The organism is Paenibacillus sp. FSL K6-0108, assembly GCF_045040695.1.
In the GTDB taxonomy this organism is placed as follows: Bacteria; Bacillota; Bacilli; order Paenibacillales; family Paenibacillaceae; genus Paenibacillus; species Paenibacillus pabuli_B.
The window spans coordinates 1,732,089-1,757,500 of the sequence record NZ_CP150288.1 but is presented as its reverse complement, the minus strand read 5'-3'; the positions used below and the strand labels follow the sequence as shown (position 1 = coordinate 1,757,500).

General features: G+C 49.3%; 26 protein-coding genes and 5 tRNA genes. 12 read left to right on the top strand and 19 right to left on the bottom strand.

Features of this window, described 5'->3' with window-relative positions; translation table 11 throughout:
• Positions 1 to 6 precede the first annotated feature (6 nt).
• Positions 7 to 660 carry a hypothetical protein gene (locus MHB49_RS07935; protein ID WP_247901324.1) on the top strand — a complete coding sequence of 218 codons (654 nt, stop codon included), beginning with the start codon at positions 7 to 9 and terminating at the stop codon, positions 658 to 660.
• A gap of 25 nt (positions 661 to 685) precedes the next feature.
• On the opposite strand, the gene urtE is transcribed toward MHB49_RS07935, so the two are convergent.
• The 5 genes from urtE to urtA form a co-directional block, all read right to left on the bottom strand.
• Complete coding sequence (urtE, locus tag MHB49_RS07930) at positions 686 to 1,381, bottom strand: urea ABC transporter ATP-binding subunit UrtE (protein ID WP_405155710.1); 696 nt, start codon at positions 1,379 to 1,381, stop codon at positions 686 to 688.
• Entirely contained in the window at positions 1,359 to 2,168 is an 810-nt protein-coding gene (gene urtD / locus MHB49_RS07925) for an urea ABC transporter ATP-binding protein UrtD (RefSeq protein ID WP_405155709.1), read from the bottom strand. Before urtD ends, urtE begins: the two co-directional genes overlap by 23 nt.
• Entirely contained in the window at positions 2,131 to 3,225 is a 1,095-nt protein-coding gene (urtC, locus tag MHB49_RS07920) for an urea ABC transporter permease subunit UrtC (RefSeq protein WP_405155708.1), read from the bottom strand. The genes urtD and urtC overlap by 38 nt, the downstream gene beginning before the upstream one ends.
• 18 nt (positions 3,226 to 3,243) lie before the next feature.
• Positions 3,244 to 4,149, bottom strand: a complete 906-nt coding sequence (gene urtB / locus MHB49_RS07915) for an urea ABC transporter permease subunit UrtB (RefSeq protein WP_247901320.1) — start codon at positions 4,147 to 4,149, stop codon at positions 3,244 to 3,246.
• Positions 4,150 to 4,299: 150 nt separating this feature from the next.
• Entirely contained in the window at positions 4,300 to 5,550 is a 1,251-nt protein-coding gene (gene urtA, locus MHB49_RS07910; protein WP_405155707.1) for an urea ABC transporter substrate-binding protein, read from the bottom strand.
• Positions 5,551 to 5,810: 260 nt separating this feature from the next.
• Here urtA and MHB49_RS07905 point away from each other — a divergent pair, with 260 nt between their 5' ends.
• Genes MHB49_RS07905 through MHB49_RS07880 form a run of 6 tightly spaced genes read left to right on the top strand, consistent with a single transcriptional unit; the run spans position 5,811 to position 10,585 of the window.
• Positions 5,811 to 6,113, top strand: coding sequence for an urease subunit gamma (locus MHB49_RS07905; protein WP_076291707.1), 303 nt, complete (start codon positions 5,811 to 5,813; stop codon positions 6,111 to 6,113).
• A gap of 18 nt (positions 6,114 to 6,131) precedes the next feature.
• Positions 6,132 to 6,521 (top strand): urease subunit beta, encoded by a 390-nt coding sequence (locus tag MHB49_RS07900; protein ID WP_247901318.1) that lies wholly within the window; start codon positions 6,132 to 6,134, stop codon positions 6,519 to 6,521.
• Entirely contained in the window at positions 6,518 to 8,236 is a 1,719-nt protein-coding gene (ureC, locus tag MHB49_RS07895; protein WP_405155706.1) for an urease subunit alpha, read from the top strand. Before MHB49_RS07900 ends, ureC begins: the two co-directional genes overlap by 4 nt.
• Positions 8,237 to 8,253: 17 nt before the next feature.
• On the top strand, positions 8,254 to 8,952 hold the full coding sequence (locus tag MHB49_RS07890) for an urease accessory protein UreF (RefSeq protein ID WP_405155705.1): 699 nt from the start codon (positions 8,254 to 8,256) through the stop codon (positions 8,950 to 8,952).
• A 33-nt stretch (positions 8,953 to 8,985) separates the two neighbouring features.
• The gene (gene ureG, locus MHB49_RS07885; protein ID WP_053781689.1) at positions 8,986 to 9,708 is read left to right on the top strand and encodes an urease accessory protein UreG; all 723 of its coding nucleotides are present in this window, start codon (positions 8,986 to 8,988) and stop codon (positions 9,706 to 9,708) included.
• Positions 9,680 to 10,585, top strand: a complete 906-nt coding sequence (locus MHB49_RS07880) for an urease accessory protein UreD (RefSeq protein ID WP_405155704.1) — start codon at positions 9,680 to 9,682, stop codon at positions 10,583 to 10,585. Before ureG ends, MHB49_RS07880 begins: the two co-directional genes overlap by 29 nt.
• Before the next feature lie 165 nt (positions 10,586 to 10,750).
• Here MHB49_RS07880 and MHB49_RS07875 read toward each other — a convergent pair whose 3' ends face one another.
• The 4 genes from MHB49_RS07875 to MHB49_RS07860 all read right to left on the bottom strand — a co-directional run bounded on the left by MHB49_RS07875 (position 10,751) and on the right by MHB49_RS07860 (position 11,696).
• On the bottom strand, positions 10,751 to 11,167 hold the full coding sequence (locus MHB49_RS07875) for a helix-turn-helix domain-containing protein (protein WP_405155703.1): 417 nt from the start codon (positions 11,165 to 11,167) through the stop codon (positions 10,751 to 10,753).
• A 172-nt stretch (positions 11,168 to 11,339) separates the two neighbouring features.
• A tRNA-Leu gene (locus tag MHB49_RS07870) sits at positions 11,340 to 11,422 on the bottom strand.
• A 17-nt stretch (positions 11,423 to 11,439) separates the two neighbouring features.
• Positions 11,440 to 11,515: transfer RNA gene (locus tag MHB49_RS07865), tRNA-Lys, on the bottom strand.
• Positions 11,516 to 11,624: 109 nt separating this feature from the next.
• Positions 11,625 to 11,696: transfer RNA gene (locus MHB49_RS07860), tRNA-Glu, on the bottom strand.
• Between the two features lie 316 nt (positions 11,697 to 12,012).
• Between MHB49_RS07860 and MHB49_RS07855 the strand changes: the two genes are divergently transcribed.
• Entirely contained in the window at positions 12,013 to 12,789 is a 777-nt protein-coding gene (locus MHB49_RS07855; RefSeq protein WP_405155702.1) for a DeoR/GlpR family DNA-binding transcription regulator, read from the top strand.
• 3 nt (positions 12,790 to 12,792) lie between these two features.
• Positions 12,793 to 13,689 carry a Cof-type HAD-IIB family hydrolase gene (locus MHB49_RS07850; protein ID WP_405155701.1) on the top strand — a complete coding sequence of 299 codons (897 nt, stop codon included), beginning with the start codon at positions 12,793 to 12,795 and terminating at the stop codon, positions 13,687 to 13,689.
• Between the two features lie 59 nt (positions 13,690 to 13,748).
• On the opposite strand, the gene MHB49_RS07845 is transcribed toward MHB49_RS07850, so the two are convergent.
• The gene (locus MHB49_RS07845) at positions 13,749 to 14,420 is read right to left on the bottom strand and encodes an MgtC/SapB family protein (RefSeq protein ID WP_405155700.1); all 672 of its coding nucleotides are present in this window, start codon (positions 14,418 to 14,420) and stop codon (positions 13,749 to 13,751) included.
• A gap of 215 nt (positions 14,421 to 14,635) precedes the next feature.
• Positions 14,636 to 15,331, bottom strand: a complete 696-nt coding sequence (locus MHB49_RS07840; protein ID WP_405155699.1) for a flavin reductase family protein — start codon at positions 15,329 to 15,331, stop codon at positions 14,636 to 14,638.
• A gap of 94 nt (positions 15,332 to 15,425) precedes the next feature.
• On the opposite strand from MHB49_RS07840, the gene MHB49_RS07835 reads away from it, so the two are divergent.
• Entirely contained in the window at positions 15,426 to 16,124 is a 699-nt protein-coding gene (locus tag MHB49_RS07835; protein WP_405155698.1) for an ArsR/SmtB family transcription factor, read from the top strand.
• A 232-nt stretch (positions 16,125 to 16,356) separates the two neighbouring features.
• Here the strand turns inward: MHB49_RS07835 and MHB49_RS07830 are convergent.
• The 3 genes from MHB49_RS07830 to MHB49_RS07820 all read right to left on the bottom strand — a co-directional run bounded on the left by MHB49_RS07830 (position 16,357) and on the right by MHB49_RS07820 (position 17,149).
• Positions 16,357 to 16,445 (bottom strand) — tRNA-Ser (locus MHB49_RS07830).
• 5 nt (positions 16,446 to 16,450) lie between these two features.
• Positions 16,451 to 16,526 (bottom strand) — tRNA-Asn (locus MHB49_RS07825).
• A gap of 161 nt (positions 16,527 to 16,687) precedes the next feature.
• Complete coding sequence (locus tag MHB49_RS07820) at positions 16,688 to 17,149, bottom strand: SprT family protein (protein WP_405155697.1); 462 nt, start codon at positions 17,147 to 17,149, stop codon at positions 16,688 to 16,690.
• A gap of 119 nt (positions 17,150 to 17,268) precedes the next feature.
• On the opposite strand from MHB49_RS07820, the gene MHB49_RS07815 reads away from it, so the two are divergent.
• Both MHB49_RS07815 and cmpA read left to right on the top strand, forming a co-directional pair.
• Complete coding sequence (locus tag MHB49_RS07815; RefSeq protein ID WP_405155696.1) at positions 17,269 to 17,625, top strand: hydrolase/acyltransferase; 357 nt, start codon at positions 17,269 to 17,271, stop codon at positions 17,623 to 17,625.
• Positions 17,626 to 17,842: 217 nt separating this feature from the next.
• A complete protein-coding gene (gene cmpA, locus MHB49_RS07810; RefSeq protein ID WP_090808144.1) occupies positions 17,843 to 17,986 on the top strand; it encodes a cortex morphogenetic protein CmpA in 144 nt (47 codons plus the stop codon).
• Between the two features lie 153 nt (positions 17,987 to 18,139).
• On the opposite strand, the gene MHB49_RS07805 is transcribed toward cmpA, so the two are convergent.
• The 5 genes from MHB49_RS07805 to alr form a co-directional block, all read right to left on the bottom strand.
• Positions 18,140 to 20,362: a Tex family protein gene (locus MHB49_RS07805; RefSeq protein ID WP_405155695.1), complete on the bottom strand. Its 2,223-nt coding sequence runs from the start codon at positions 20,360 to 20,362 to the stop codon at positions 18,140 to 18,142.
• Positions 20,363 to 20,636: 274 nt separating this feature from the next.
• Positions 20,637 to 22,826 carry an alpha-galactosidase gene (locus MHB49_RS07800; protein WP_405155694.1) on the bottom strand — a complete coding sequence of 730 codons (2,190 nt, stop codon included), beginning with the start codon at positions 22,824 to 22,826 and terminating at the stop codon, positions 20,637 to 20,639.
• Positions 22,827 to 23,061: 235 nt separating this feature from the next.
• Positions 23,062 to 23,412, bottom strand: a complete 351-nt coding sequence (locus tag MHB49_RS07795) for a type II toxin-antitoxin system PemK/MazF family toxin (RefSeq protein ID WP_024630714.1) — start codon at positions 23,410 to 23,412, stop codon at positions 23,062 to 23,064.
• A gap of 3 nt (positions 23,413 to 23,415) precedes the next feature.
• A complete protein-coding gene (locus tag MHB49_RS07790) occupies positions 23,416 to 23,697 on the bottom strand; it encodes a CopG family ribbon-helix-helix protein (protein ID WP_024630715.1) in 282 nt (93 codons plus the stop codon).
• A 261-nt stretch (positions 23,698 to 23,958) separates the two neighbouring features.
• Positions 23,959 to 25,146, bottom strand: coding sequence for an alanine racemase (alr, locus tag MHB49_RS07785; protein WP_405155693.1), 1,188 nt, complete (start codon positions 25,144 to 25,146; stop codon positions 23,959 to 23,961).
• Between the last annotated feature and the right edge of the window lie 266 nt (positions 25,147 to 25,412).

Genomic DNA, 25,412 nt, shown 5'->3' with positions numbered 1-25,412 from the left:
CATTTCATGAGATACTTAATATCCGATCTGGAGAGATTATCGTTCCAGTCCATGCAGCACCAGCTTATCATTGTTGACCATAACTGGATCATTCGCAGCTGCAACACCGCTTGGCAACAAGGACTTGGGCAGCTGCTTCCCAAACCAAGCGGAACAGACCTCTCCAGAACAGCATCTGAACCGTCTCATTACCTCCACCTTGTAGAGCGGTGGACATTACGCGAGGAGAAAGCAAAGAATGCGAAGATTGTTCAGGAGTTGAAACGTATCCCTGCACCTTTTAAAGACAGTTATACATACGACATCTCCGTTCAAACTATCCACAACGAACAGCGGTGGTTCCGCTTGGAACTCACCCCATTGATTCAGGCCGACCCATCCCTTCTGTCTGATCTCGCATTGATTGCACACACGGATGTTACCGAACAGAAGCAGACCGAACGCCAATTGAAAAAAGCCCTTTCCGAAGTGCGCACTTTGCGTGGACTGCTTCCCATTTGCGCTGTCTGCAAACAAATCAAGGATGAACAAGACAGCTGGAACTCGGTTGAGAGTTATCTGGAGAAGCACACCCATGCCGAATTCACCCATGATATCTGCCCAGATTGCATCCGAAGACTATATCCGAAGTACTCCAATATCCTGGACAAGCGCTCCTGAACTCATCCTACCCTCAGCAGCTGATCTACACAGACAGATGGTGCTCAAACTGCGACATATCCAGTTCTCGCGGTGTTCCTTGCAGTGCAATTGCTCCTTTGTCCATTACATAAATATAATCTGCAGCACCGCGCACAAAATCAATGCTTTGCTCCACCAGCAAGATGGAGATTTCACCCTTTGCCTTAATTCCCAAAATGACCTGCCGGATATCCTCTACGATCGAAGGCTGGATGCCTTCTGTCGGCTCATCCAGCAGCAATAATCCAGGCCGGGAAGCCAGCGCGCGGGCAAATGCCAACTGCTGTTGCTGCCCGCCACTTAGATCACCACCCTGTCGACCATACATCGTGGCAAGCACCGGAAACATCGCCAGCACATCCTCCGGGAACATCTTTACACCCGCTGCACTTGTCTCCAGACCCAGCAGCAAATTTTCCTTTACTGTAAGCTGAGGGAAGATTTCTCTCCCCTGCGGCACATATCCAATCCCCGACCTGGCCCGCTTGGCCGGATCGAGGGTGGATATTTCCTGACCTTTCCACCGAACACTTCCTTTGCGCGTTTTGAGAAGCCCCATCAACGTCTTCATCAAGGTGGTTTTCCCTACACCATTACGCCCCATCAGGCATACCACCTGACCTGGCTGAACATCCAGATTCACACCGCGCAGCACATTGCTTTCCCCATAACCGGACTCAATTCGTTGCAGCGACAGCATGGTCATCCCTCCTTTTGCCCAGGTACACTTCAGCCACTCTCGGATCTTCCTGCACTTCCACCATCGTACCTTCCTTTAGAAGCTTGCCTTCATGCATCACCGTCACTTTGGCTGCATACTCGCGAACAAATTCCATATCATGCTCCACTACCACAACAGACCTTTCTCGCGCAATCTCCTGCAGTAGTCGACCCGTCCTGTGTGTTTCTTCGTCCGTCATGCCCGCTGCCGGTTCATCCAGCAGCAATACACGGGGTTCCTGCAGGAGCAGCATACCAATCTCCAACCACTGCTTTTCCCCATGTGATAGCGCCCCCGCACGTGTATCCACACGGTCCTGCAGACCAATTTGGAGCGTAACCCGCTCCATGGCCGCACTAATTTTTGAATACCGCTGAATACCCAGAGCCTGTAAAGGAGAACGACGAGTCTCCGCAGCCAGCGCCAGGTTCTCCTGCACGGTCAGACCAGCAAAGATGGACGGAGCCTGGAATTTGCGCCCTACCCCTTTTCGAACAATCTGGTGTTCCTTCATACGTGTCAGATCCGTACCATCCGCCATCTTCACCGTACCGGACAAGGGCTTGGTTTTGCCGCAAATGACATCCAGCATTGTGGTTTTCCCCGCACCATTGGGGCCAATCAGAAAATGCAGATCATGTTCATGCAGCTTCAGATTCATGCCTTTGACCGCAACAAAACCGCCAAATGCCACCGTAATGTCCTCGGCGACCAGGACTACCGGAGCGTCAGTAGACTTTTGGTTTTTCCTGACTGACTGGAACATGCACAACCTCTCCTCTCCGTTTAAGCAAGCGCACGACATGACGATATACACCAACAAGTCCATTCGGCATGAACAAGACCACAGTCACAAAGAGCCCGCCAATGACAAACAACCAACCTTCGGGATAAGCTTCACTGATGCCGGTTTTGGCTGCGTTCAACACCACAGCTCCGATCACCGCACCAATCAGCGTTCCACGACCACCCAAAGCAACCCATAGTACCATTTCAATGGAAGGCACAATCCCCATCATGGAAGGCGAAATGATCCCTACCTGAAGAACAAATAACATACCGGCAATTCCCGCCAGCGCTCCAGAGAGGGCGAAAGCCAACGTTTTGAAGCCCGCCGGGTCATATCCAAGAAAGCGAACCCGATTCTCCCCATCCCGCGCAGCTTCAAGCACCTGACCGAATCTGCTGTTCACGACCCGACGACAGAGCAGATAGGCGAGCACCAGAACTGCAAGTGTTATATAGTAGAGAGCAATCGTTGTCCCTGTCGAATGAAGGGTAAAACCAAAGATCGCGTTATATCCCGTTATACCGTTGGTCCCTCCGGTCCATTCCTGTTTGCCCACAAATAACGTTACTGTAATGAGTACTAACGCTTGGGTCAGGATTGTAAAGTATACACCGGTGATCCGGTTGCGGAACGTGAACCACCCCAGGGCAAAGGCCAGCAATGCCGGAAGGGCAATGCCCAGCAATAGCGCCACTGGGAATGACTTGAACGGCTCCCAGAACCACGGCAGACCACTAAGACCACTCCATCCCATAAAGTCTGGAAGTGTCGTACCGCTGGCCTGCAGCTTCAAATACATCGCCATGGCGTACCCGCCAAGTCCGAAGAATACGCCATGCCCCAGGCTAAGTACACCCCCATACCCCCAGATCAAATCCAGACCGATCGCCAGAATGGCCAGGGCCAGGAATTTCGCTAATAAACTAAGCCGGAATTCCGTGGAAATGAGTGGAGCCAGACACATCATGATCAGGACAACCGCCCAGATGATCTTCATTTTCAGACTACCCGTCTTGAGAAGTGCCAACATCATATAACCCCCTTCTTCACATTAATCCAGACTCCGGGTCCGCATGGCAACGAGACCGCGCGGCTTCCATTGCAGAAAAGCTACAATACAGACAAATACCAGCACCTTGCCGATGGAGGCTGAGGTATACGTTTCGAATAACGTATTGAACATGCCAATGCCAAGCGCACCACACACAGTTCCCACCAGTTTCCCCACACCGCCCAGTACAACCACCATGAACGCATCCACGATATAATACGTGCCCAGCGAGGGACCAATCGGACCAATCAGTGTCAACGCACATCCGGCGATACCGGCAATGCCTGAACCAATCGCAAAAGTCATGCCATCCACACGTCTGGTGGAAATCCCGAGACAGCCCGCCATGCTTCGATTCTGCATTACGGCCCTCATCCGTCTCCCGGAAGAAGTCCGATAGATGTACAAATACATGCACAGCAGCACAACCGCAACCAGCGCAATAATGAAAAGACGTTTATACGGAAACACAATACCGTCCGTGATGGTCAGACCTCCGTTGAGCCAAGCCGGACTGGATACCCCTACGTTCGGCGCCCCAAATATCGTTCGGGCCAATTGCTGCAGCATCATGCCTACGCCCCATGTAGCAAGCAGACTGTCGAGCGGCCTCCCATACAGATGCCTGATCAGCACCACTTCCAGCAGCCAGCCTATAAGAGCCGCCACACCAAAGGCGATCGGCAGAGCCACAATAAAGTAGACATCAAACCACGCTTGCGGAGCATACGAAATGAACAGGTTTTGCGTCACATACGTAGCGTAAGCGCCGATCATGATCAATTCACCATGCGCCATGTTAATGACATTCATCAATCCAAATGTAACCGCAAGTCCCAACGCAATCAGCAGCAGGATGGAACTGATGCTTAACCCATTGAACATTTGCAGGACAAACATATCCATCGCCTTTCCCTCCTCATGCTGTGAACATCTGAAATTTTATACAAGACATCATTTACGTTTCGCATCAACGCTTTACCGTGTTGTTGTAAGAGGGTGTGTTGTTTCACCCTCGTCTGTTATTCAGCATATTTCGGACGCGAGATGACTGCGCTATTTCGTACTGAGGGAAGCACCCCATTCGTACGTTTTCAGATACGGATCAGGTTTGACCGGTGCGCCGGAGTTCCACAATTCCTTAAATTGTCCATCCTCCTGCACTTCGCCAATCCGCACCGTTTTGTAGATATGCTGGTTCTCTCCGTCCACCGTCACTTTTCCTTCCGGCGCATCGAATTCCAGTCCTTTGGCTGCTTCCTTCACCTTTTCAACATCAGTTGATCCGGCTTTCTCCACAGCTGCTTTCCACAGATAAACGGCCACATATCCCGCTTCGATCGGATCGGCCGTCACCCGGTCAGCTCCGTATTTTTCTTTATATTTCTCTACAAATGTTTTATTCTCAGGTGTATCCGTTGTCTGATAATAGTTCCACGAAGCCAAATGGCCTTTCAGCACATCCGCACCAATGCCCCGAATTTCTTCCTCCGCCACACTCACTGACAGAGTGGTCAACTGTTCCGAAGAGATCCCGGCATCCTTCAATTGTTTGAAAAAGGCGACATTGCTGTCTCCGTTCAGCGTGTTATATACAATATCCGGCTTGGCAGCCTTGATTTTGCTGATAATCGTACTGTAATCCGTGTGCCCCAGCGGTGTATATTCTTCACCTACCACTTCGCCACCTTCTGCTGACAACTGAGCTTTGATGACCTGATTGGCGGTTTTCGGGAACACATAATCTGAACCCAATAGGTAAAACTTCTTGCCCCTGTTCTCCAGTAACCAAGTTACGGATGGAACGATCTGCTGATTCGTTGTGGCTCCTGTATAAAAAATGTTGGGTGAGGATTCCAACCCTTCATATTGCACCGGATAGAACAACAGACCCTTGTTCTGTTCAAACACCGGAAGCATTGCCTTCCTGCTCGCAGAGGTCCATCCGCCGAATACAGCGGCCACTTTGTCCTGCTGCAGCAGCTTCCCTGCTTTCTCTGCAAATGTAGGCCAATCGGAAGCGCCATCCTCAACCACCGGCTCGATCTGTTTACCCAGAACTCCGCCAGCTGCATTGATCTCTTCAATGGCAAGCATCTCCGCATCCTTAACAGACACCTCACTGATTGCCATCGTTCCACTCAGGGAGTGAAGAACACCAACTTTAATCGTATCTCCGGACGAAGTTGATTCTCCCGCCCCACCGGAACCCGACGCCTCAGGCGGCGTTCCACCCTCCACACATCCTGTCAACGCAATGACTGCACCGAGCAAAACACTCCATAACTTGACCGACCTCTTCTTCAATAGCCTACACTCCCTTTTTTTAGTCTATTGACGAACATTAAGGTCATATATGTCCGAAATGTTCGTTGATCCAAATTATGGAGGGTGACACCCACCGTGTCAATAATGCTTACATAATTTTATTTTATGCATACTCGTTTAATGCATGCTGCTAATATAACTGGAACCATATTGACAAAGGGTCCACCCTGTGTGAGTATATTTAACATACAGAACGATCCATGACGACATAGACTATCTAAGGGAAAGGTCGGATTACCTTGCACTGGACTGAGCAGGAAAAAGAGAAACTCCTGATTACCGTAGCCGCTAACCTCGCTCGGGAACGCAGAGGACGCGGACTTAAACTGAATGTTCCCGAAGCTATCGCATTGTTGACCTCCGAGCTCATGGAACGCGCACGCGATGGCATGAGTGTTGCAGAGTTGATGAGATACGGCGGCACGATCCTGACACGTGAAGACTGCATGGAAGGTGTACCGGACATGATTCCTGAGGTACAGGTGGAAGCCACTTTCCCTGACGGAACAAAACTGGTCACTGTCCATGAACCTATACGCTGAGAAAGGCAGGAGAACGCCATGATCCCTGGTGAATATCGTTTAAAACAGGATGATGAGATCGTCTGTCATCCCGATCGCTCAACCGTGCGTCTGATTGTACTGAACCGCGGCGACCGTCCCGTTCAGGTCGGTTCTCACGTTCACTTCTATGAAGTCAATGCTGCTCTGGACTTCGATCGCCCTTCCGCTTTTGGGCACCGCCTGCATATTCCGGCAGGCACCGCTGTTCGTTTTGAACCCGGTGAAGAAAAACCGGTCGAACTCACCACATTTGGAGGCAAACGTCAGATTCATGGATTTAACGGACTAACCGAGGGATCTGCAGATCAGCCACCTGATCCACAGAAGCTGGAAACATTTCTGAAGGCATTCGCACCTTCGTTACAGGACGGAGGGGAACCTTCATGAAACGAATGAGCCGCGAACAATACGCGTCCATGTTTGGACCAACAACCGGGGATGCCGTCAGATTGGCAGATACGGAACTATGGGCGGAGATCGAGCATGATTATGCTGTCTATGGGGATGAAAGCAAATTCGGCGGCGGTAAGGTTATTCGTGACGGGATGGGTCAGTCCACATCCGCCCTTCGCAGTGACGGCACGCCTGATACAGTGATCACCAACGCCGTCATCATTGATCATTGGGGGATTGTAAAAGCGGACATCGGCATCCGCGACGGCCTCATTTGCGCCATCGGCAAATCCGGCAACCCGGATACGATGGACGGAGTCGATCCCCTACTTGTTATTGGTGCTTCGACCGAGATCATTGCCGGGGAAGGCATGATTGTGACCGCCGGAGGCATTGACACCCATATTCATTTCATTTGTCCACAACAGATTCAAACGGCCTTATCTTCCGGAGTAACAACCATGATCGGCGGCGGTACAGGACCTGCAACAGGCACCAAAGCCACCACCTGTACACCCGGAGCCTGGCATATCCACCGCATGCTGGAGTCTGCAGAAGCATTTCCCATGAATATCGGTTATCTCGGCAAAGGCAACAGCTCGAGCACAGCTCCATTGATTGAACAGATTGAAGCCGGTGTCATTGGACTGAAACTGCATGAAGATTGGGGAACAACACCAAGCGCTATTGATGCCTGTCTGACCGCAGCCGGAGAGCATGATGTTCAGGTGGCCATTCATACCGATACACTGAACGAGACCGGATTTCTCGAAAATACACTGGCGGCCATTAACGGACGTACGATCCACACCTACCATACGGAAGGTGCTGGCGGAGGACACGCGCCGGATATTATCCGCGCTGCCGGAGAGTCTTACGTCATCCCCTCTTCAACCAACCCAACACGTCCCTACACACGCAATACCGTAGAAGAACATCTCGATATGCTGATGGTTTGTCACCATCTGGACCCGTCCATCCCTGAAGACGTCGCCTTTGCTGATTCGCGGATTCGTCCCGAAACGATCGCAGCGGAAGATATTTTGCATGATCTTGGCGTATTCAGCATCATCAGTTCCGATTCACAGGCGATGGGCCGGGTTGGCGAAGTCATTATTCGCACCTGGCAAACCGCCGATAAGATGAAAAAGCAGCGAGGCAAGCTTGAACTGACCTCAGGCTCCCCATCTGATAACGACCGGATCAAAAGGTATGTCGCCAAATATACAATTAATCCGGCTATTGCTCACGGCATAGGCCATCTCGTCGGTTCCGTGGAGGTTGGCAAGTTGGCAGACCTGATTGTCTGGAACCCAGCCTATTTCGGGGTAAAGCCCGAGATGGTCATCAAAGGCGGCATAATCACCTTCGCCCAGATGGGTGACCCTAACGCTTCAATCCCTACGCCGCAGCCTGTCTTTGGCAGACCGATGTTCGGTGCTTACGGCGGTGCGCTTGCCAAAGGGTCGATTACTTTTGTCTCCAAGGCCGCAGCAGACGCGGGAATCAAGGAGGCGCTAGGCTTGAACAAGCGTGTGGAACCCGTCAAAGGCTGCCGCTCAGTGAGCAAAAAGGACATGATTCACAACGACGTGACACCCGTCATTGAAGTCGATCCCGAAACCTATGAGGTACGGGCTGATGGTGAACTTCTCACCTGTGAGCCTGCGGATGAATTACCGATGGCACAGCGCTATTTCATGTTTTGACAAGAGGGGGCCCACGCATGATGATGCACAGCGGCACGAAATTGCTCCGTTATGTTCAACTGCTGGATTCGGCCCTGCCCATTGGCGGGTTCTCCCACTCGTTCGGTCTGGAGGCATACACTCATGATGGCAGGATACGGACCATCGCCCAACTCGAACAATTCATTCGTGGCCAGCTTCATTCCAGCCTCGTACGGCTCGATGGTCTAGCCATCAAAGGTGTCTACCAGGCCATTGCGCAACAGGATGCCGCCAGTCTAGCCCTTTACGACAAACGTGTACACGCTCAGCGAACCCCCAGGGAACTGCGGGAAAGCGGGCACAAGATGGGGAAGCGATTACTCAAACTCGCGAGATCACTATATCCGTGGATGGACTTTTCTCTAATCGATGAAGCCGTACAGGAACATGGTGCTTTTTGCGGCATTACAACCATCCACGGCTACATCAATTATCGCCTGGAAATTGGACTGGATGAAGCCGTCACCGGACATCTGTACACCTCAGTTAACGCTTATGTAAATAGCGCTCTGCGTCTTCTGCCCATCGGGCAAACCGAGGCACAGATGCTTATCCAAAAACTTTTGAATGATATTGATTCTGAATGGTCTCAAATTCGGGATAACGACCCGGAAGACATGCACAGCTTCGGTATTGCCCAGGAAATCTACGCTATGCGGCACGAGAGCCTGCCAGCCCGTCTGTTTATGTCCTAACTTCATTAATTCAAAACCAAGGAGGAATTTGTTATGTGTGGAGGAGCTAATCATACGCATCATGCGGAGTGGGAACGTAAGGTATTTGATCGGAGTCGCCCAATGCGAATCGGAATCGGCGGGCCGGTAGGTTCAGGAAAAACAGCTCTCGTGGAGAAGCTGTCCAAGGCACTGCGTACACGCTACAGCCTGGCCGTTATTACCAATGATATTTATACAAAGGAAGATGCCGAGATTTTGCTGCGTCAGAATGCACTCGCCCCGGAACGAATTATCGGTGTAGAAACAGGGGGATGTCCGCATACCGCTATTCGGGAGGATGCTTCCATGAATTTCGAAGCCGTTGATGAGTTAATCGAACGCTTTCCGGACCTGCAGCTGATCTTTATCGAAAGTGGCGGCGACAATCTCTCTGCCGCATTCAGCCCGGAACTGGCAGACGTTTTCATTTACATTATTGATGTGGCTCAGGGCGAAAAATTGCCTCGCAAAGGTGGTCCAGGTATTACACGCTCAGACCTGCTGCTGATTAACAAGACCGATCTTGCCCCTTATGTAGGCGCAAGCCTGCAAGTCATGAAGGATGATACCGAACGGGTACGCGAAGGACGACCTTATGTGATGTCGAACCTGATGAGCGGTGAAGGGGTATCCGAAATCGTCCATTGGCTTGAGCATCAATATATGGATGACGATGCTTCCGCTGCGCATCTGCATACACACACCCATGAGCACGGAACGACTCACAGCCACTAATTCATCTTCCTTTTTACATGGGGTTGAACATGGACTGAACCGCAGTACTGGAGAGGCCGTGATACGCCGCAGCGAGCTTCGGGCTACTTTCGCCCTCCAAGGCGGGCGCACCGTCATGACCGATCGGTATTACAGCGCCCCTCTCCGGTTCAGTCGATCCTTTCGACCTCCGGGTGGCGGAGATGAATTATGTGTATACACTTCAGACGTCTCTCCAGGCGTGCTGAACGGCGATCATTATCGATCCGAATGGAAGTTAGGACAGAACACTCACTTAATGCTAAGCAGCACATCAGCGACAAGGCTTCATCCCACACCTACTGTTCCATCGTCTGTGAATCATCATTTTCGACTGGAGCGAGGAGCGGTACTGGAGTACTTTCCTGAATGCGTTATTCCGTTTAAAGGCAGCTCATCCTCACTCACCACGACCTTCGAGCTGGGTGAACAAGCAGTACTTGCGTATGCGGATGTCTGGTCCGCTGGGCGTATTCATCGAGGAGAAGCCTTTCAGTTCAAGCAATATCGCAGTCTGACAGAAATCTGGCAAGGGAAGCAGTTGGCCGTATGGGATCGATTCGGACTCAAACCAGAATCGAACGATCCAAAATCATCCGCAGCGTTGTTAGACTATACTCACACTGCAGCATTATGGATAATCGCTCCTGGATTGGGCGCAGCACAGTTGGAGTCCATACGGTCCATCTTGCCCCCAGATGGTCGTATGCTTGCCGGGGCCAGTTTGCTCGCTACAGGCGGGATTGGTGTTCGTTTGCTTGGAATAGCTGCCTGGGAACTTCAGGAGCAATGCCTTCAAATTTGGAACACCCTTCGCCGCGATCTTTTGGGCAAACCAAACCTCATATTCCGTAAGTGAAGGGTTATACGTCTATCGTAATAACTTTCGCATTCGCATATCCATGTTGCAACGAGTTCAAAAGAAAAAACCCTCTGAACAAACTCTCCGATGGGTTTCGGATGTGTTCAGAGGTTTTTTATATTCCAGATGGTCCAGTCAAGTTGCAGCTTTCACTAACGTATACTACAACGTCTCGTTTCCTTCGGACTTATCTTCTTCCTTGTAACGAAAGCCGCCTGAATCTCTGCTTTCCTTGGATTTGCGATAACGGGTAAATTCAATATATTCACTGATAAAAGACTGTTCAACAGTCGATAATTCGCTTTCTTGGCAATTCAATTGCCGCAACACGTCAAAAAAATAATCCTCCCGTTTTTCCCGTACCATCGCCTCCTTGGATGGACGCCCAATCATGAGCCAGTCAAGGCTCACATCAAAAAACGAAGCAATCTCAATTAGTTTATTCGTACTCGGAATAGATTTACCGCGTTTCCAGTCACCCAGATTGCCAGTGCTGATCTTCAGCTGTTGGCAGAAAGCCTTCTTGGTCATCCCTCTTTCGGCAATCAGGTGTTCAATTCGCTCATAGATCGACTGCATACAGAACCGCCTTCCAACCGTAATAATCAATACATGTACCTAAATTATACCACAACCTTCCTGAATCCTCAGCCTTTTAATCCCAGGAATACGTTGTGGTATTTCTCATAACACAAAAATAGACTCCCATGAATAATCATGAGAGTCTATTTTATAACATTTGTTGCTGTGATGCGGTCGAGAGGACTCGAACCTCCACGGGTATACACCCACTACCCCCTCAAGATAGCGTGTCTGCCATTCCACCACGACCGCATATTCAATTGTAAAAATGGTGAGCCATGAAGGGCTCGAACCTTCGACACCCTGATTAAAAGTCAGGTGCTCTACCAACTGAGCTAATGGCTCTTGCTGTAACTTCACCGGATGTGCCATGCGTAACTCTTTTGTTTAGGAGCTATGACTTTTTTTGAGGATTTCTCATCAGGACTGTTCATCCCTGAGATGGTGAAGATAATGACCCGTAGGGGATTCGAACCCCTGTTACCTCCGTGAAAGGGAGGTGTCTTAACCCCTTGACCAACGGGCCTTGTAAACAAGTTGTCTTTCTTGGCGACAAGAATGAGTATATCATAGGACAACTTAAATGCGCAACACTTTTTTTCAAACTTTTATATCCACGCCATAATCACACTTCTGCATGTACTCAAATCCTGCTCGGCACTCGCTCCTGCTGCTTTCTCTTTCACATATTTATTACCGCAATCATCGCAATTTGTAATATTAAGATTAAAAAACTTAAATACACTTACATTCCCTTATAATATTGCAAATATCATTATAAGTACTTATAATTAACCTATCAGTTAAATACAGGGTCAGCTACGTATAAGGAGGCGGCACGTTTGTTTCAGGAAGAACGAATGCAGCTGATTATTGAACATTTACGCAAACACAATCGCATCTCGGCTGATGATATTGTATCCCTCTTTGACGTTTCCCGGGACACAGCACGAAGGGATCTAATCAAGCTCGAAGAACAGGATGCCATTATCCGAACGCGCGGCGGTGCAATTCTCCCCGTCCCACCAGATGAACGCCGATCCTATAAAGATCGTCTGCTCCACATTTCCGACGAAAAAAGAGCTATTGGCAAGCTAGCCGCTGCGATCGTGCGCCAAGGCGAACACATTATTCTGGATTCTTCCACTACAGTGCAGACTTGTGCTGAAAATCTGAATGGCAAGTCCTGTACCGTCATCACCAACTCCATTTATTCAGCTGAACTTCTCTCCAATCATACCGCTGTCGAAATTCGTTTGCTTGGCGGTAAAGTCGATAAAGAGCAACGTTATGTCTATGGTACTTCAGTGATTGAAACTCTTTCCCATTATTATGTAGATAAAGCCTTTATCGGTATTGGCGGAATTACGATGGATGGCTTCAGTGCCTCTGAAGAGGAAGGCAAGATCAAGCACAAAATGATGCAGGCTGCAAAGCAGGTTATTGTTCTTGCTGACCATTCCAAGTTTGATAAGCGTTATGGTTATCGTTTTGCGGACTGGTCACTCGTTGATATGTTAATTACAGACCAGTGGCCTTCCCAAGATTGGCGAAACTTTCTGGCCGAACAGCAAGTTGAGATTCTCATTCCTGAACCTACAATTGAAAAGGAGTTGTAACATATGAAATTATTTGCTACCGACTTAGATGGAACCCTATTGAACAGAGACAGCCAGATCAGCCCGGAGAATGCAGCTGCAATCCACAAGGCACAGCAAGAAGGATTGAAGGTTACGATTGCTACAGGACGGGTCTATTCTGACGTATTAACGATAAGCAGCGAAGGTGGAATTAACACGCCAGTTATTGGCTCCAACGGAGCTACCATCCATGATGCCAACGGTGAACGCCTATTCCATCTTCCCCTTGAGCGTGAAACGGCTGCATCCGTCATGCAGTGGCTGGAAGATCATCATATCTACTACGAGGCCTCCACGCAACAGGGTATATACGCCCCTATCAGCAGCCATGAGGCGATGCTCGCTGAGATGGATCGCATTCTCGGTTCAAGTCCTGGGGAGGATATCGAACGCCTCATTCGAGCCGTTAAGAAGCACTATGACAAAAAAGACTATCACCGCGTACACACCCATCAGGAAATCCCTTCCGAAGCTTACATTTACAATATTATGGCCTTTTCATTGGATCCGGCTCAATTACAGCAGGGACGTGAATACTTTGCCTCTCGCTCGGATGTAGCCATGGTGGTGTCCTCTGAACACAACTTCGAAATGCAGCATCCGGATGTATCCAAAGGTAACGCCTTAACCAAACTGGCAGAACATCTGAATATCTCCATGCAAGATACGGCAGCCATTGGTGATAACTTCAATGATGTATCCATGCTGAAAATGGCAGGACTCGGTATTGCCATGGGCAATGCTGAACCGGAGATTAAGGCACTTGCCAATGCTATCTCTTTGACCAACGTGGAGCATGGTGTCGCACATGCCATTCAGTGTGTTCTTGAAGGCAAGCCCGTTTCCCGGCCGGAGACTGTGATTGAAGGCGGTCAGTAATCGTCGTGATGATTCGGCATAGCGACATAGCGGCATTACCATCTGGCAATCGACAAGGCTCACCTCATATCAACAGATCGAACATGAGGCACATCCTGCAATAAAACAACTAATTGCTCAGCCCGATATGATCCAGGCAGTTGCAGCGTAAATTCAAGTACAGTCTCCTCCCCGGAGTCTGTGCTTATTTGCTGTTCTGTTTTGAATCCAACCACCGAGATTTTTTCCTGTCCTAACAAAGCCAAAACGGTTTTGAGGGTGTCCCCTTCCTTGAGCAGTCGAATCGTCAACGTTTCTGTTCTCGCGGACACCAACCAGCGTGTCGGCCGATGCAGCAGCATCTGGGCCAGAACAATAAGCAGCGTCACCCCCGCTCCTGTCCAATACAACCCCGAGCCGACAGCCAGTCCCATTCCTGCAGTCGCCCAGATTCCCGCCGCTGTTGTCAATCCCCGGACCGTGTGGCGTTGTGTGAAGATCATTCCGGCTCCGATGAAGCCGACCCCACTGACCACCTGTGCGGCAATCCTGGATGGGTCAAGCGAGAGATTCGCCCAGCCTGCCTGATCCTGAAAGCCATACTTGGATACAATCATCATCAATGCTGCACCCACTGCAACAACAAAGTGTGTACGTATCCCTGCTTCCTTCATTCGGTTTTTACGCTCATATCCGATCAACACGCCGCAGATGCCAGCTATGAGTACTCGCATTAAGTATTCCATTTCCATGCTCATCACCTCTCTTATGTATATGCTTACATGTATCTTTCTTTACTATTTACCCAATCCCTGATTAATAAAATGGCCAAATGTATTGATTACCTGAATACGATCCCAATGAATTCTTAATAGAATCCAAAAGAAGCGGCGCCCCAGTCGGACCCACTTCATATATTTTGGATTACTTATTGGCTGTCTATGCTATTTCTTGGAATTCATATCCTTCACTTCTCTGCACGAAAACTTTCCCCGTGCCTCTCTCCAAGTCCATAATAATGTCGGAAATTATAAATTAAAGGATTCCACTTCTCTGGGTTGATCTTGTTTAAGCCTGATATCAGACGAGGATGTGCATGTACCTTCAACGCTTTTACTTCTACAATCGCCATGAATGGCGTATGTTCGGGAATACGCATATGTTGTACCACCGCTTCAATCTGGAGTGGACATTCCGCTATTTTATCCGGCTCAACCTGAATTGAACCTTGGGGTGTCAGTCCAGAGACGGCAAATTTATCCTCACAAAATTCAAACCCCATCCTTCTTTTCTCTTCAGGAACGGGATATTTCCCAGTGTAACGCCCCAACCGCTCAACCTGCTCCCACTTGGATGCATCCGGCAGATTAATTACACATTCGGGATGGCGGCTCAAGTTCTCATAGGCTTTGCCCTGAATACCGACTCCAAGTACCAAGCAGTCCCCCAATGCCCAGGATGAAGAAAGCGGAGACAGGTTCGTCGTTCCATCTTCGTTTAACGTGCTCAGCAGCAATACAGGTGTGCCATAGTACAAAATACTTGGAGTTATCACCTCGTGCTGGATCAGCTCTCTGTTCAAGTTCCGATGGCTCTCCTTCTCCGGTTCATACTCTTCTTGCGTTCTATCATGGGTATCATTGGTATACATTGCTTCTTCCATTCTTCAATTCATCCCTTCCATCTCTTGGGTTGTCATTCCTTCATTCATGCATGAATGAATTGTAATACACCAATAGTTAAGGTATCATCGAAGTATGAATACATATCCGAATATTTCTGTGATTGCATCGTTAGTCGCTGATCCCAGTCGTGCTATTTTTCTCGAAGCTTTGTTGGATGGTCGCGCCCTTCCTGCCGGCGAACTTGCATACATGGCGGGTGTTACTCCCCAGACGGCAAGCAGTCATCTCGCCAAGCTGGTCGAAGGTGGGCTGCTCGTCGTTGAACAGCAAGGACGACATCGTTACTATCGTCTTGCAGACAAAGAGGTTGCTTTTCTGATTGAAACGATGGCTAGTATCGCTGCGCCAGTACAAGTGAGGTCCCTCAAACAATCCAATCAACTTCAACATTTGAGCTTTGCTCGAACCTGTTATGGGCATCTGGCCGGAAAATTGGGGATAGCGTTGTGCGAAGCTTTATTGCGGGAAGGTTATCTCAAAGAACCTGAGGATGAACAGGACAAGAACTACCATATTACAGAGAAAGGAGTTCAATGGTTCACTTCTTTTGGCATTATTCTTAAAGGGAAAGCTGGATCACGCCGCGCTGTGGCTCGCAAATGTCTGGATTGGAGTGAACGTCGTCACCATATCTCCGGTGTACTGGGAGACGAACTCGGACGCCGTTTGTCTGAGCTGGATTGGATCCGCCAGAAGGCAGGCAGCCGTTCAGTTGAAGTCACAGCAGCTGGTAAGAAGGGTTTGTACGAGGTATTGGGCATTTCATTATAAGTCGGCAAATGGGCATTCTTTCTTGTACATTGGCAAAATGATAATACATCAAAAACCCCCCTCCTCAGTATCCTTTAACGATTACTAAGGAGGGGGATTATGTTTGTTTTATTCAGAACGGAGAGAGAGGGATACTCTCACTTCATTCGAGACTGCGATGTATTGCTTACGAAGCGTATGCTTCGACGAACCTTTAGGGTTCTCATCCCTTGTACAGAGAAGTAAATCAGAACGGAGAGAGAGGGATTCGAACCCTCGCACCGCTTACGCAGTCTAACCCCTTAGCAGAGGGTCCCCTTATAGCCACTTGGGTATCTCTCCAAGAATGGCTCCCCGAACAGGGCTCGAACCTGTGACAACTCGATTAACAGTCGAGTGCTCTACCAACTGAGCTATCAGGGAATATTGATCTTGAATAACCTAAATTTATCATGATTAATATTCCAAGTCAACATTCCTTATGTGACTTTCTTAATAAGCTTTAGAAACTCACATAGAAGGTCACTCGGGAGCATCATGAATATAGCCCGGTGTAACGAGGTTGTTGCCCGAAAACGTTCACCTCAGATAGTCTGAATCCCTAACTTGCCCGCACATCGACCACAGCGGTACTTCTTCGGGTCCACTTTTCGTTTACGCAAATATTCCGTGCCACAGCTCTTGCACACCAGTTTATAACGATAGGGTAATGGCTTTCTTCCCTTTCCATCCGGAAGGGACTGACAGAACCTCGAACCGCCCACCTTCTGCAACAGAGCCTTGAATTCAGGGTCCCGGTGTTGGTAGCCGCGTCCACGAATGTGCAGATGGTAGTGGCACAGCTCATGCTTGATGATTTTCTCAACCTCTTCCCGCCCATAGGCTTCAAGCTGATGAGGATTAATTTCGATGCGGTGACTCTTGAGCATATAACGCCCACCTGTAGTGGTCAGACGGCGGTTAAACAGTGCCTCGTGAGTGAACGGAACCCCGAAATGGTCCAGTGACACCTGCTCAATCCATTGTTGCAATTCCTCATTTTCCATCGGTTCCCTCCTTTCACAACCGCTTCGGCTATTGATTTTTCCGCCATAATACTTGAATTTTAACCGTTTCGTAGGCTACACTGTCAAGTAGAATGTATGAGGGGAGATTATTACTCGTTATGCCTACAATGCGCTACGTCATCCTGCAGCAGGAACAGCAATTGCAGTTTGTGGAAATGCCTGCCGATTACGCTTATCAACTCAGTGCGCTCAACCTGCGCCTGCACAAAGAGATTGACAAACTTACCGCAGCAGATGTACCTGTTCTGCCTTGGGCAATCGCTGAATGTGACAATCTTGATCTCCTGGACGAGCAACTTTCCATCATCGGAGGCCTTGATTATATCAATGCGCTTGAACAAAGCTTCTCAGCACTACAAGAGAGTGAATATCCTTTGATTTCCCTGCTCACGGAGATCCGGGCGCTTCAGGCACAATTAGAGCAATGGTATGAAGAAGAGTTGGAATCACTCTAATTCACTTTGGACTTATTTTTATTTCAGAATGGAACCAAAAGCGCATCTCCTAAAAGCGGGGATTGTGCTTTTTTTTCATTTTTTATAGGTCCGCCCTTTAATCCATATCCGCATAGATATTGAATTTTCCGAGTTCCTCCCGGGTTAATCCGCACAGTCCAGGCTATTGCCACATATGCTAACGTACAGATGAATTATGCAAGAGGAGGAGATACCTTTGCCTCAATGGCTTTGCAATCAACTGATGCGTGCATTTCACAAAAAGGACAGCAGACAGATCAAGCTGCTGAACGAATGCTGGTTCTTTTACCGAAACAAACCGACAAGCGGCACCCCGCGCAGCGCGGACAGCGAACTTTAATAATCTGACGCCACTCTCTCCGTCCACTTCAAGCTCTCACTTCTATCATAAAATTCCTTCTAAGAATACAGTACGGGCAACAGTACTATTATAACCGACCACAAACAGCCTTCCCATTACAGGGAAGGCTGTTCTCCGATCATTGTGCCTGAATTAGGAAGACTGCTTGGAAGAAGCAGGCTTCTTCATCGTGAGGCCGACACGGCCTTTTTTGGTATCCACGTTCATCACCCATACCGTTACATTATCCCCGACAGATACAACATCCATCGGATGTTTGACGTAACCGTTGCTCAGCTGTGAAATGTGGACGAGTCCGTCACTCTTGATGCCGATATCAACAAAAGCACCAAAGTCAATCACGTTACGAACCGTACCTTGAAGCTCCATTCCTTCCACCAAATCTTCAATTTTGAGCACATCCGTGCGGAAGATCGGCAGCGGCATTTCTTCACGCGGGTCACGACCCGGACGCTGCAAGCTGTCCAGAATGTCACGCAGTGTAGGCACACCCACACCCAGCTTCACAGCCAGCAGTTCCGGTTGCTGCTCCGACAGGAGAACAGACAGTTCCTTGCTGCCCAGCTTGTCCAACTCAACCTGAAGCTCCTTAAAGAGCTGGTCAACAACCTTATACGATTCAGGGTGAATCGGTGTGCGATCCAACGGGTTCTCCCCTTCACCAATCCGCATAAAGCCTACGCATTGCTCATAGGTTTTGGCGCCCAGACGAGGCACCTTCTGCAGCTGGCGACGATTCGTGAATCGGCCGTTCTCTTCGCGATATTTCACAATATTTTTGGCAATCGTGGCATTTATACCCGCAACATAGGACAGCAGTGACGGCGAAGCCGTGTTCACATCCACGCCCACATGGTTAACTGCGGATTCCACAACAGCCTTCAAGCTTTCTTCCAAAATCTTTTGAGATACGTCATGTTGATATTGACCTACACCAATGGCTTTGGGATCAATCTTAACGAGCTCAGCCAGCGGGTCCTGCACCCGGCGGGCAATTGAAGCAGCACTCCGCTCAGCAACGTCAAGATCCGGGAATTCTTCCTGGGCCAGTTTGGATGCAGAATACACACTCGCTCCAGCTTCATTGACGATCAGATACACAAGACTTTCGTCCCCGTTCTCCTGAATAATCTCGGCAACAAACTGTTCTGTTTCACGGGATCCGGTACCATTACCGATGACAATCAATCCAATATCATATTGCTTGATCATCCGGTGGAACACCTCGGCAGCTTCACGTTTCTTGTTGTGTGGTGGCGTTGGATACGTAACAGCCACTTCCAGCAGCTTGCCCGTATCGTCGACCACAGCCAGTTTACAACCCGTACGGTAAGCAGGATCGACACCAAGCACACGTTTACCATGAATCGGCGGCTGAAGCAGCAGATTGCGAAGATTAGCCGAGAATACGGATATCGCTTGGCTTTCGCCTTTTTCCGTCAGTTCTGCGCGAACCTCACGCTCAATCGAAGGGGCAATCAATCGTTTGTAAGCATCTTCAATCACAGCACGCAAAACGTCCTGGACAGCAGACGCACCCTTGATAATTTGTCCTTCCATATGACGGTGGGCCGGTTCAGGCTGCACGTCCAGACCCACTTTCAAAATGTTTTCACGTTCACCGCGGTTAATGGCGAGAATACGGTGAGGCGGCATTTTTTTGGCTAATTCACGATAATCATAGTAGTTCTCATATACAGACTCCTGCTCAGCATCCTTCGCTTCCGAAGTCAGCATGCCATGATCGAGCGTATAACGACGAATCCATGCACGAATAGCAGCATCATCTGCAATATTCTCAGCCAAAATATCTTTGGCTCCCTGAAGTGCGATCTCTGCATCTTCTACCCCAAGTTCAGCATTGATATAACGCGCAGCTTCCTCCATGACATTCCCTTGCTTCGGTTGACCCCAGATCCAGAGAGCGAGTGGTTCAAGACCTTTTTCCTTCGCCACACTGGCACGGGTTTTCCGCTTTTGACGAAACGGACGGTACAAGTCCTCCACTTCCTGCAGCTTGACTGCCTGCGTGATGGATTGTTTCAGTTCTCCGGTCAGCTTGCCTTGTTCCTCTATAATACGGATGACTTCCACTTTGCGGTCTTCCAGATTGCGCAAGTATACGATGCGCTCTTCAATGAGCCGCAGCTGGTTCTCATCCAGCTCTCCAGTCATTTCTTTACGGTAGCGGGCGATAAATGGAATGGTATTGCCTTCGTCCAGAAGCTCCGACGTTGTGCGGACCTGCTTCAAGGACAGTGACAGTTCCTTGGCTACCTGTTTGATGATTCGTTCATGGCGTTCTGCCTTTATTGTTTCTTCATTGGGTTCCAGAACCGTTTCCTGTTCAGACAAATAAATCCCTCTTTCCTTCCTGAATCGTTCAGTTGAAGCTTGTTCAGGGCAGCTTTGCTGCTGTAATCACAGTATCGAACCTGCATTCATGCAGATTCCTCTCCCCTATATTATCACAAAATCCCGTTCAGATTTCCAGCATTCGTCCAGGTTACAAGTTCTTACAATTGAGATTACAAATCAAACCTTCGTCTACGCCATGAGAAAAGACCGAAAACCGTCTCCACGACGTCTTCCGGTCTCCCCTGACAAACACTGCATTAACCTCAGTTTATTATACCCGTTCGAATCGGAACATTTCACTCAGGTAGTCTCCCGATGCACGGCCTACGGAAATCCCGCCATACATCAGCGCATCCCCGGTAAACGTCTCGGAACCACCTTTCAGGCGGTAATCCGCGTCAGGATCCAGGCCCTTCAGCTTCAGACGTTGGAGCGGTGCATTCGGTTCAGACAGCACACGGAAGTAGAATACAACGGCTTCACTGCCATCTGGAGCAATAAACATCCATGCCGTTTCATTTCCCTCAAACGGACTAAGCAAACGACGGAACGTCCCATATTGAATGGTTCCCCGAATTTCCTTGTACAGCTCAACCTGAGCCTTCACGATGGCATTCTCTTCCTCAGTGAAACGAGTCAAATCCAACTCATATCCAAAGTTACCCGACATGGCCACATGTCCACGGATCTCTAGAGAAGTAATACGGTTGACCTGGTGATTAGGTACAGCAGAGATATGCGAACCCATTGAGCTTACCGGATACACCAGGCTTGTACCATATTGAATTCGCAGACGGGATATTGCGTCCGTATTATCGCTTGTCCACGTTTGCGGCATGTAATACAGCATACCTGGATCAAAACGGCCGCCACCACCTGAACAGCTTTCGAACAGGATATTCGGGAACGCTGAAGTAATACGTTCCATGACTTCGTACAATCCAAGCATATAACGATGCGCAGTCTCACGCTGTCTGTCTGCCGGCAGCAATGCAGAACCCACTTCCGTCATATTCCGGTTCATGTCCCATTTCACATAAGTGATCGGCGCAGATCCAAGCACATCGCTTAGCATGCGTACAATCTCATCACGCACATCCTGACGGGAGAAATCGAGTACCAACTGCTGGCGCCCTTCCGTGCGGCGGCGATCCGGCACATGCAGACACCAGTCCGGATGAGCACGGTACAAGTCGCTGTCAGGCGAAATCATCTCAGGTTCGAACCATAGTCCGAACTGCATGTCCAGACTGGTCACCCGATTTGCCAAATCATCCAGCCCTTGTGGCAGTTTGTTCTTGTCCACAATCCAGTCACCGAGTGACGAGTTATCGCTGTCCCGATGTCCAAACCATCCGTCATCCAATACGAACAGTTCAATACCAAGCTTTTTGCCTGCCTGGGCGATCTGCTCAATCTTATCTGCATTGAAGCCGAAATAGGTCGCTTCCCAGTTGTTGACCAGAACGGGACGCTCTGCATTGCGGAACTTGCCACGCGCAAGGCGTTCGCGATACAGTTCATGATATGACTGAGACATGCCATCCAGACCTGCATCCGAATAGACCATAACCGTCTCAGGCGTCTGGAATGACTCCTGCGAATCCAGCTTCCAGCTGAACTCAAACGGGTTGATTCCCAACGATACGCGAGTGGTGTGGAACTGATCCACTTCCGCCTGTGCCGTAAAGCTGCCGCTATATACAAGGCTGAACCCGTAGACTTCACCCTGATCTTCGTCTGTACCCGGTGTCATCAATGCAATGAACGGGTTCTGCTGGTGGCTGCTTGAGCCGCGACGGCTCTCGATGCCTTGCAGACCGGAAGCAAGTGGTCTGCGAACGATGTCACGTTCACGCGTCCATGCTCCTGACAGTTGCAGCAATTCGTAATCGGCATGCGGGAAATCAACGGAAGAACTGAGTGCACGCACAATCTTCACTGAGGTAGCGCTCTCATTAACGATACGCATGGAACGCGTGATGGCATTAAATGCCGCAAATGCCGTGTAGCTAAGTTCAATCTTGACCCCTGCAACACGGTCTTCCAGTTCAACGATGAGTGTCTCGGCTTCATCGTCAGACTCCACATAAGTTGCCGGCAGCCCCGTAAGCGCTGTCTTTCCTTTGATCAGTCGATGGCCTGTATACGTAAATTCCGAAACGGTAGAACCGTTCTCAAGCTCCAATTGGATTGCCGGATTACGGAAATCACTTGTACCGTATACTGGCAACTCTTGCGCCAATGTGTCGAAGGAGATTGTCCGATCTTCCGGTACCGGATTCGGGCTGAACGAGGCACGCTCCGTACGTACATGAAGCCAGCTCAGATCGGTATCGCGAAGTTTTTTGCCATAATACAAATGTACCAAATATCCCGAAGGCAGTACCTGGAATACATAGCTTGCCTTTTGAGTCTGTAGATGAAATTGAAGCTTCTCCTGGTCAATATAAATGCTCATATGTCTCCTCCACCTCTATATATGTCGATTGACGTAAACGGTTTCTCAGGTATCATTATAACGAAAAGCTTCGCAATGTTCTACGCTTTCATGAAGCTTTAATCAAAAGAGCGTACCCCGGCCGTTAGGCTGTTGTACGCTCTTTTGATTGCTATCTGAAATTGTGTGTTCCTGCAAGGAACATCCATTGCCTACGGATGGCACGGCAGAACAAAGAAACAACTGCCTCATGCCTTTAAAAATCGATTAAACCCAGGCTGATCTGTAAGGCTTCGTTGACCAGTTTCATGGTCTCCTCGTCCAGATGGGTAATCTTGTCGGTCAGCCTCTGCTTATCAATTGTCCGTATTTGTTCGAGCAAAATAACCGAGTCCCGGTCAAAGCCGTGTGCCGCCGCATCAATCTCCACATGCGTCGGCAGCTTTGCCTTTTGGATCTGGGCGGTGATCGCCGCCACAATACACGTAGGACTAAACCGGTTGCCGATGTCATTCTGGATGACCAGAACCGGCCTGACTCCACCTTGCTCGGAACCAACAACGGGAGAAAGATCCGCAAAAAAAACGTCACCGCGTTTTACGATCAATGTCTACACCCCGCTAACTAAGCGGTCCAGAGTGCTGTCCGCATCTTCCTCCGCGTGAAAGGCCTCGGATGCCATGGTGAGGTTAATCTTCGCCATCTCCATGTATCCTCGCTGCATCGATTCACGGATGTAACGTTTCTTACGCTCCGTCAAATACAGCTTCATGGCCTGCCTAATCAATTCGCTGCGGTTGGAATTCTCCAGCGCTACGATGCCATCCACTTCTTGCAAAAGATAATCAGGCAAACTGATCATGATCCGCTTGGTGTTCTGCAAGTTGGCCACCTTTCTTCCACCCCCACAAACCTTTCGCCATTGTGAACCAGTATTACGTTTTTCCAGAACTTTTATACAAAGGAATATATATGCCCCGAGTATATCAAGTATGCTGTACTCCATTATAAACACGGGGAACAATATTCGTACAGACCAAACATCTCTTTTCAGGATTTTTCATCCCAGTCTTCATTCATAATTCGAGATGCTCCGACAGTATTCCTTCTGTTCTGAAAAAAAGTTTAATGGTAATAGCGTCCAGTCAAGCTGTCAGGGTGTCAAAAGAGGGTTGATTCTGGCGACTACTGCTCCATTACGGGTATAAACCCGCGGGATTCGGTGCGCCATCATGCAGATCACTTCGTAGGGAATCGTACCGAGCTGAGATGCCACCTCGTATGCAGTTATGACTGCACCCGATTGGTGACCAATGAGAACAACCTCTTCGCCGGCTTGAATTTCTTCTGCTTCTGCTGCAAAAGATTGTAGCGACACCATACACTGATCCATACAGATCGTACCGACGACGGGAACACGGCGGCCGCGCACAAGTACTTGTGCTTTACCTGACAGCATTCTTGAAAATCCGTCTGCATAGCCGATTGGCAGGGTCGCTATTCGTTCGTTCCCTTGTGTTACATAACGGGTTCCGTAGCTGACACCCCAGTGGGGAGGCAGTGTTTTGACCAGAACCGCCTTCGTCTTCAGTGTCAATACCGGGGACAGCTTCACTACCTGATGATTCACCTCATCCGAAGGATACAATCCGTACAGACTGATTCCCACACGTACCATATTGTAGGATAACTCCGGCGTATCAATGGTAGCGGCGCTGTTCGCCGTATGTATAATCGGGATGACACATCCCTGATCCCGCAGCGCATCAACCACGCCTTGGAACCGTCGATACTGCTCCAGTGTATAGGTCTTGTCTTGTTCATCCGCCTTGGCAAAATGGGTAAACATGCCTTCCAGCATAACCTGCTTCAGCTTGGCTGCTTCCAGAATGAAAGCAAGCGCCTCGTCGCCAGGCAGCAGGCCTAGCCTGCCCATGCCGCTGTCGATTTTGATATGAACCTTGAGCTTACGAGAGGATGTGCCCGTCTCCAGATGTTGAATGGCTTCGAGTACTTCCCTACTGAACAGCGTAATGGTTACATCATGTTTCCAGGCTTCAGCGATGCCTTCTGGCGGTGTGTAACCCAATACCAGAATCGGAAGGGTAATTCCGTGTTGTCGCAATTCAAGCGCTTCGTCAAGAAAAGCTACACTTAAGTAATCCACGCCAACTCGTTCCAGTTCTCTGGCCATCTCCACTGCTCCATGTCCATAGGCGTTTGCCTTCACACAAGCGAGCAGTTTCTTGCCTTGCGGCAATGTTTCACGGAAAGCGTCCACGTTGTTGCACAAATGATCCAAATTGATTTCCGCTTGGGTCGGCCGATATTGTTCTTGCACGTTAAGTCACCTTCTCTAATCATCTTAATCCGGCTCACGTCAGACTCCATCGTAATGCTCAAGCATGTGACTGTCAAATGAACGGAAGATCTGCAGTCCAAAACACATACAGGAGCACTATCTGAAGTCGGGAGCAAAATCGGAATAAGACCCATAAGCCAGACCATGAATGAGATATTCATCTCTCCATAACGTAACTTATCTGCTTATATCGTATTATTTACCCGGTTCCTCCCGCGTAGAAGCGTGTTTTGCATTATTGAGTG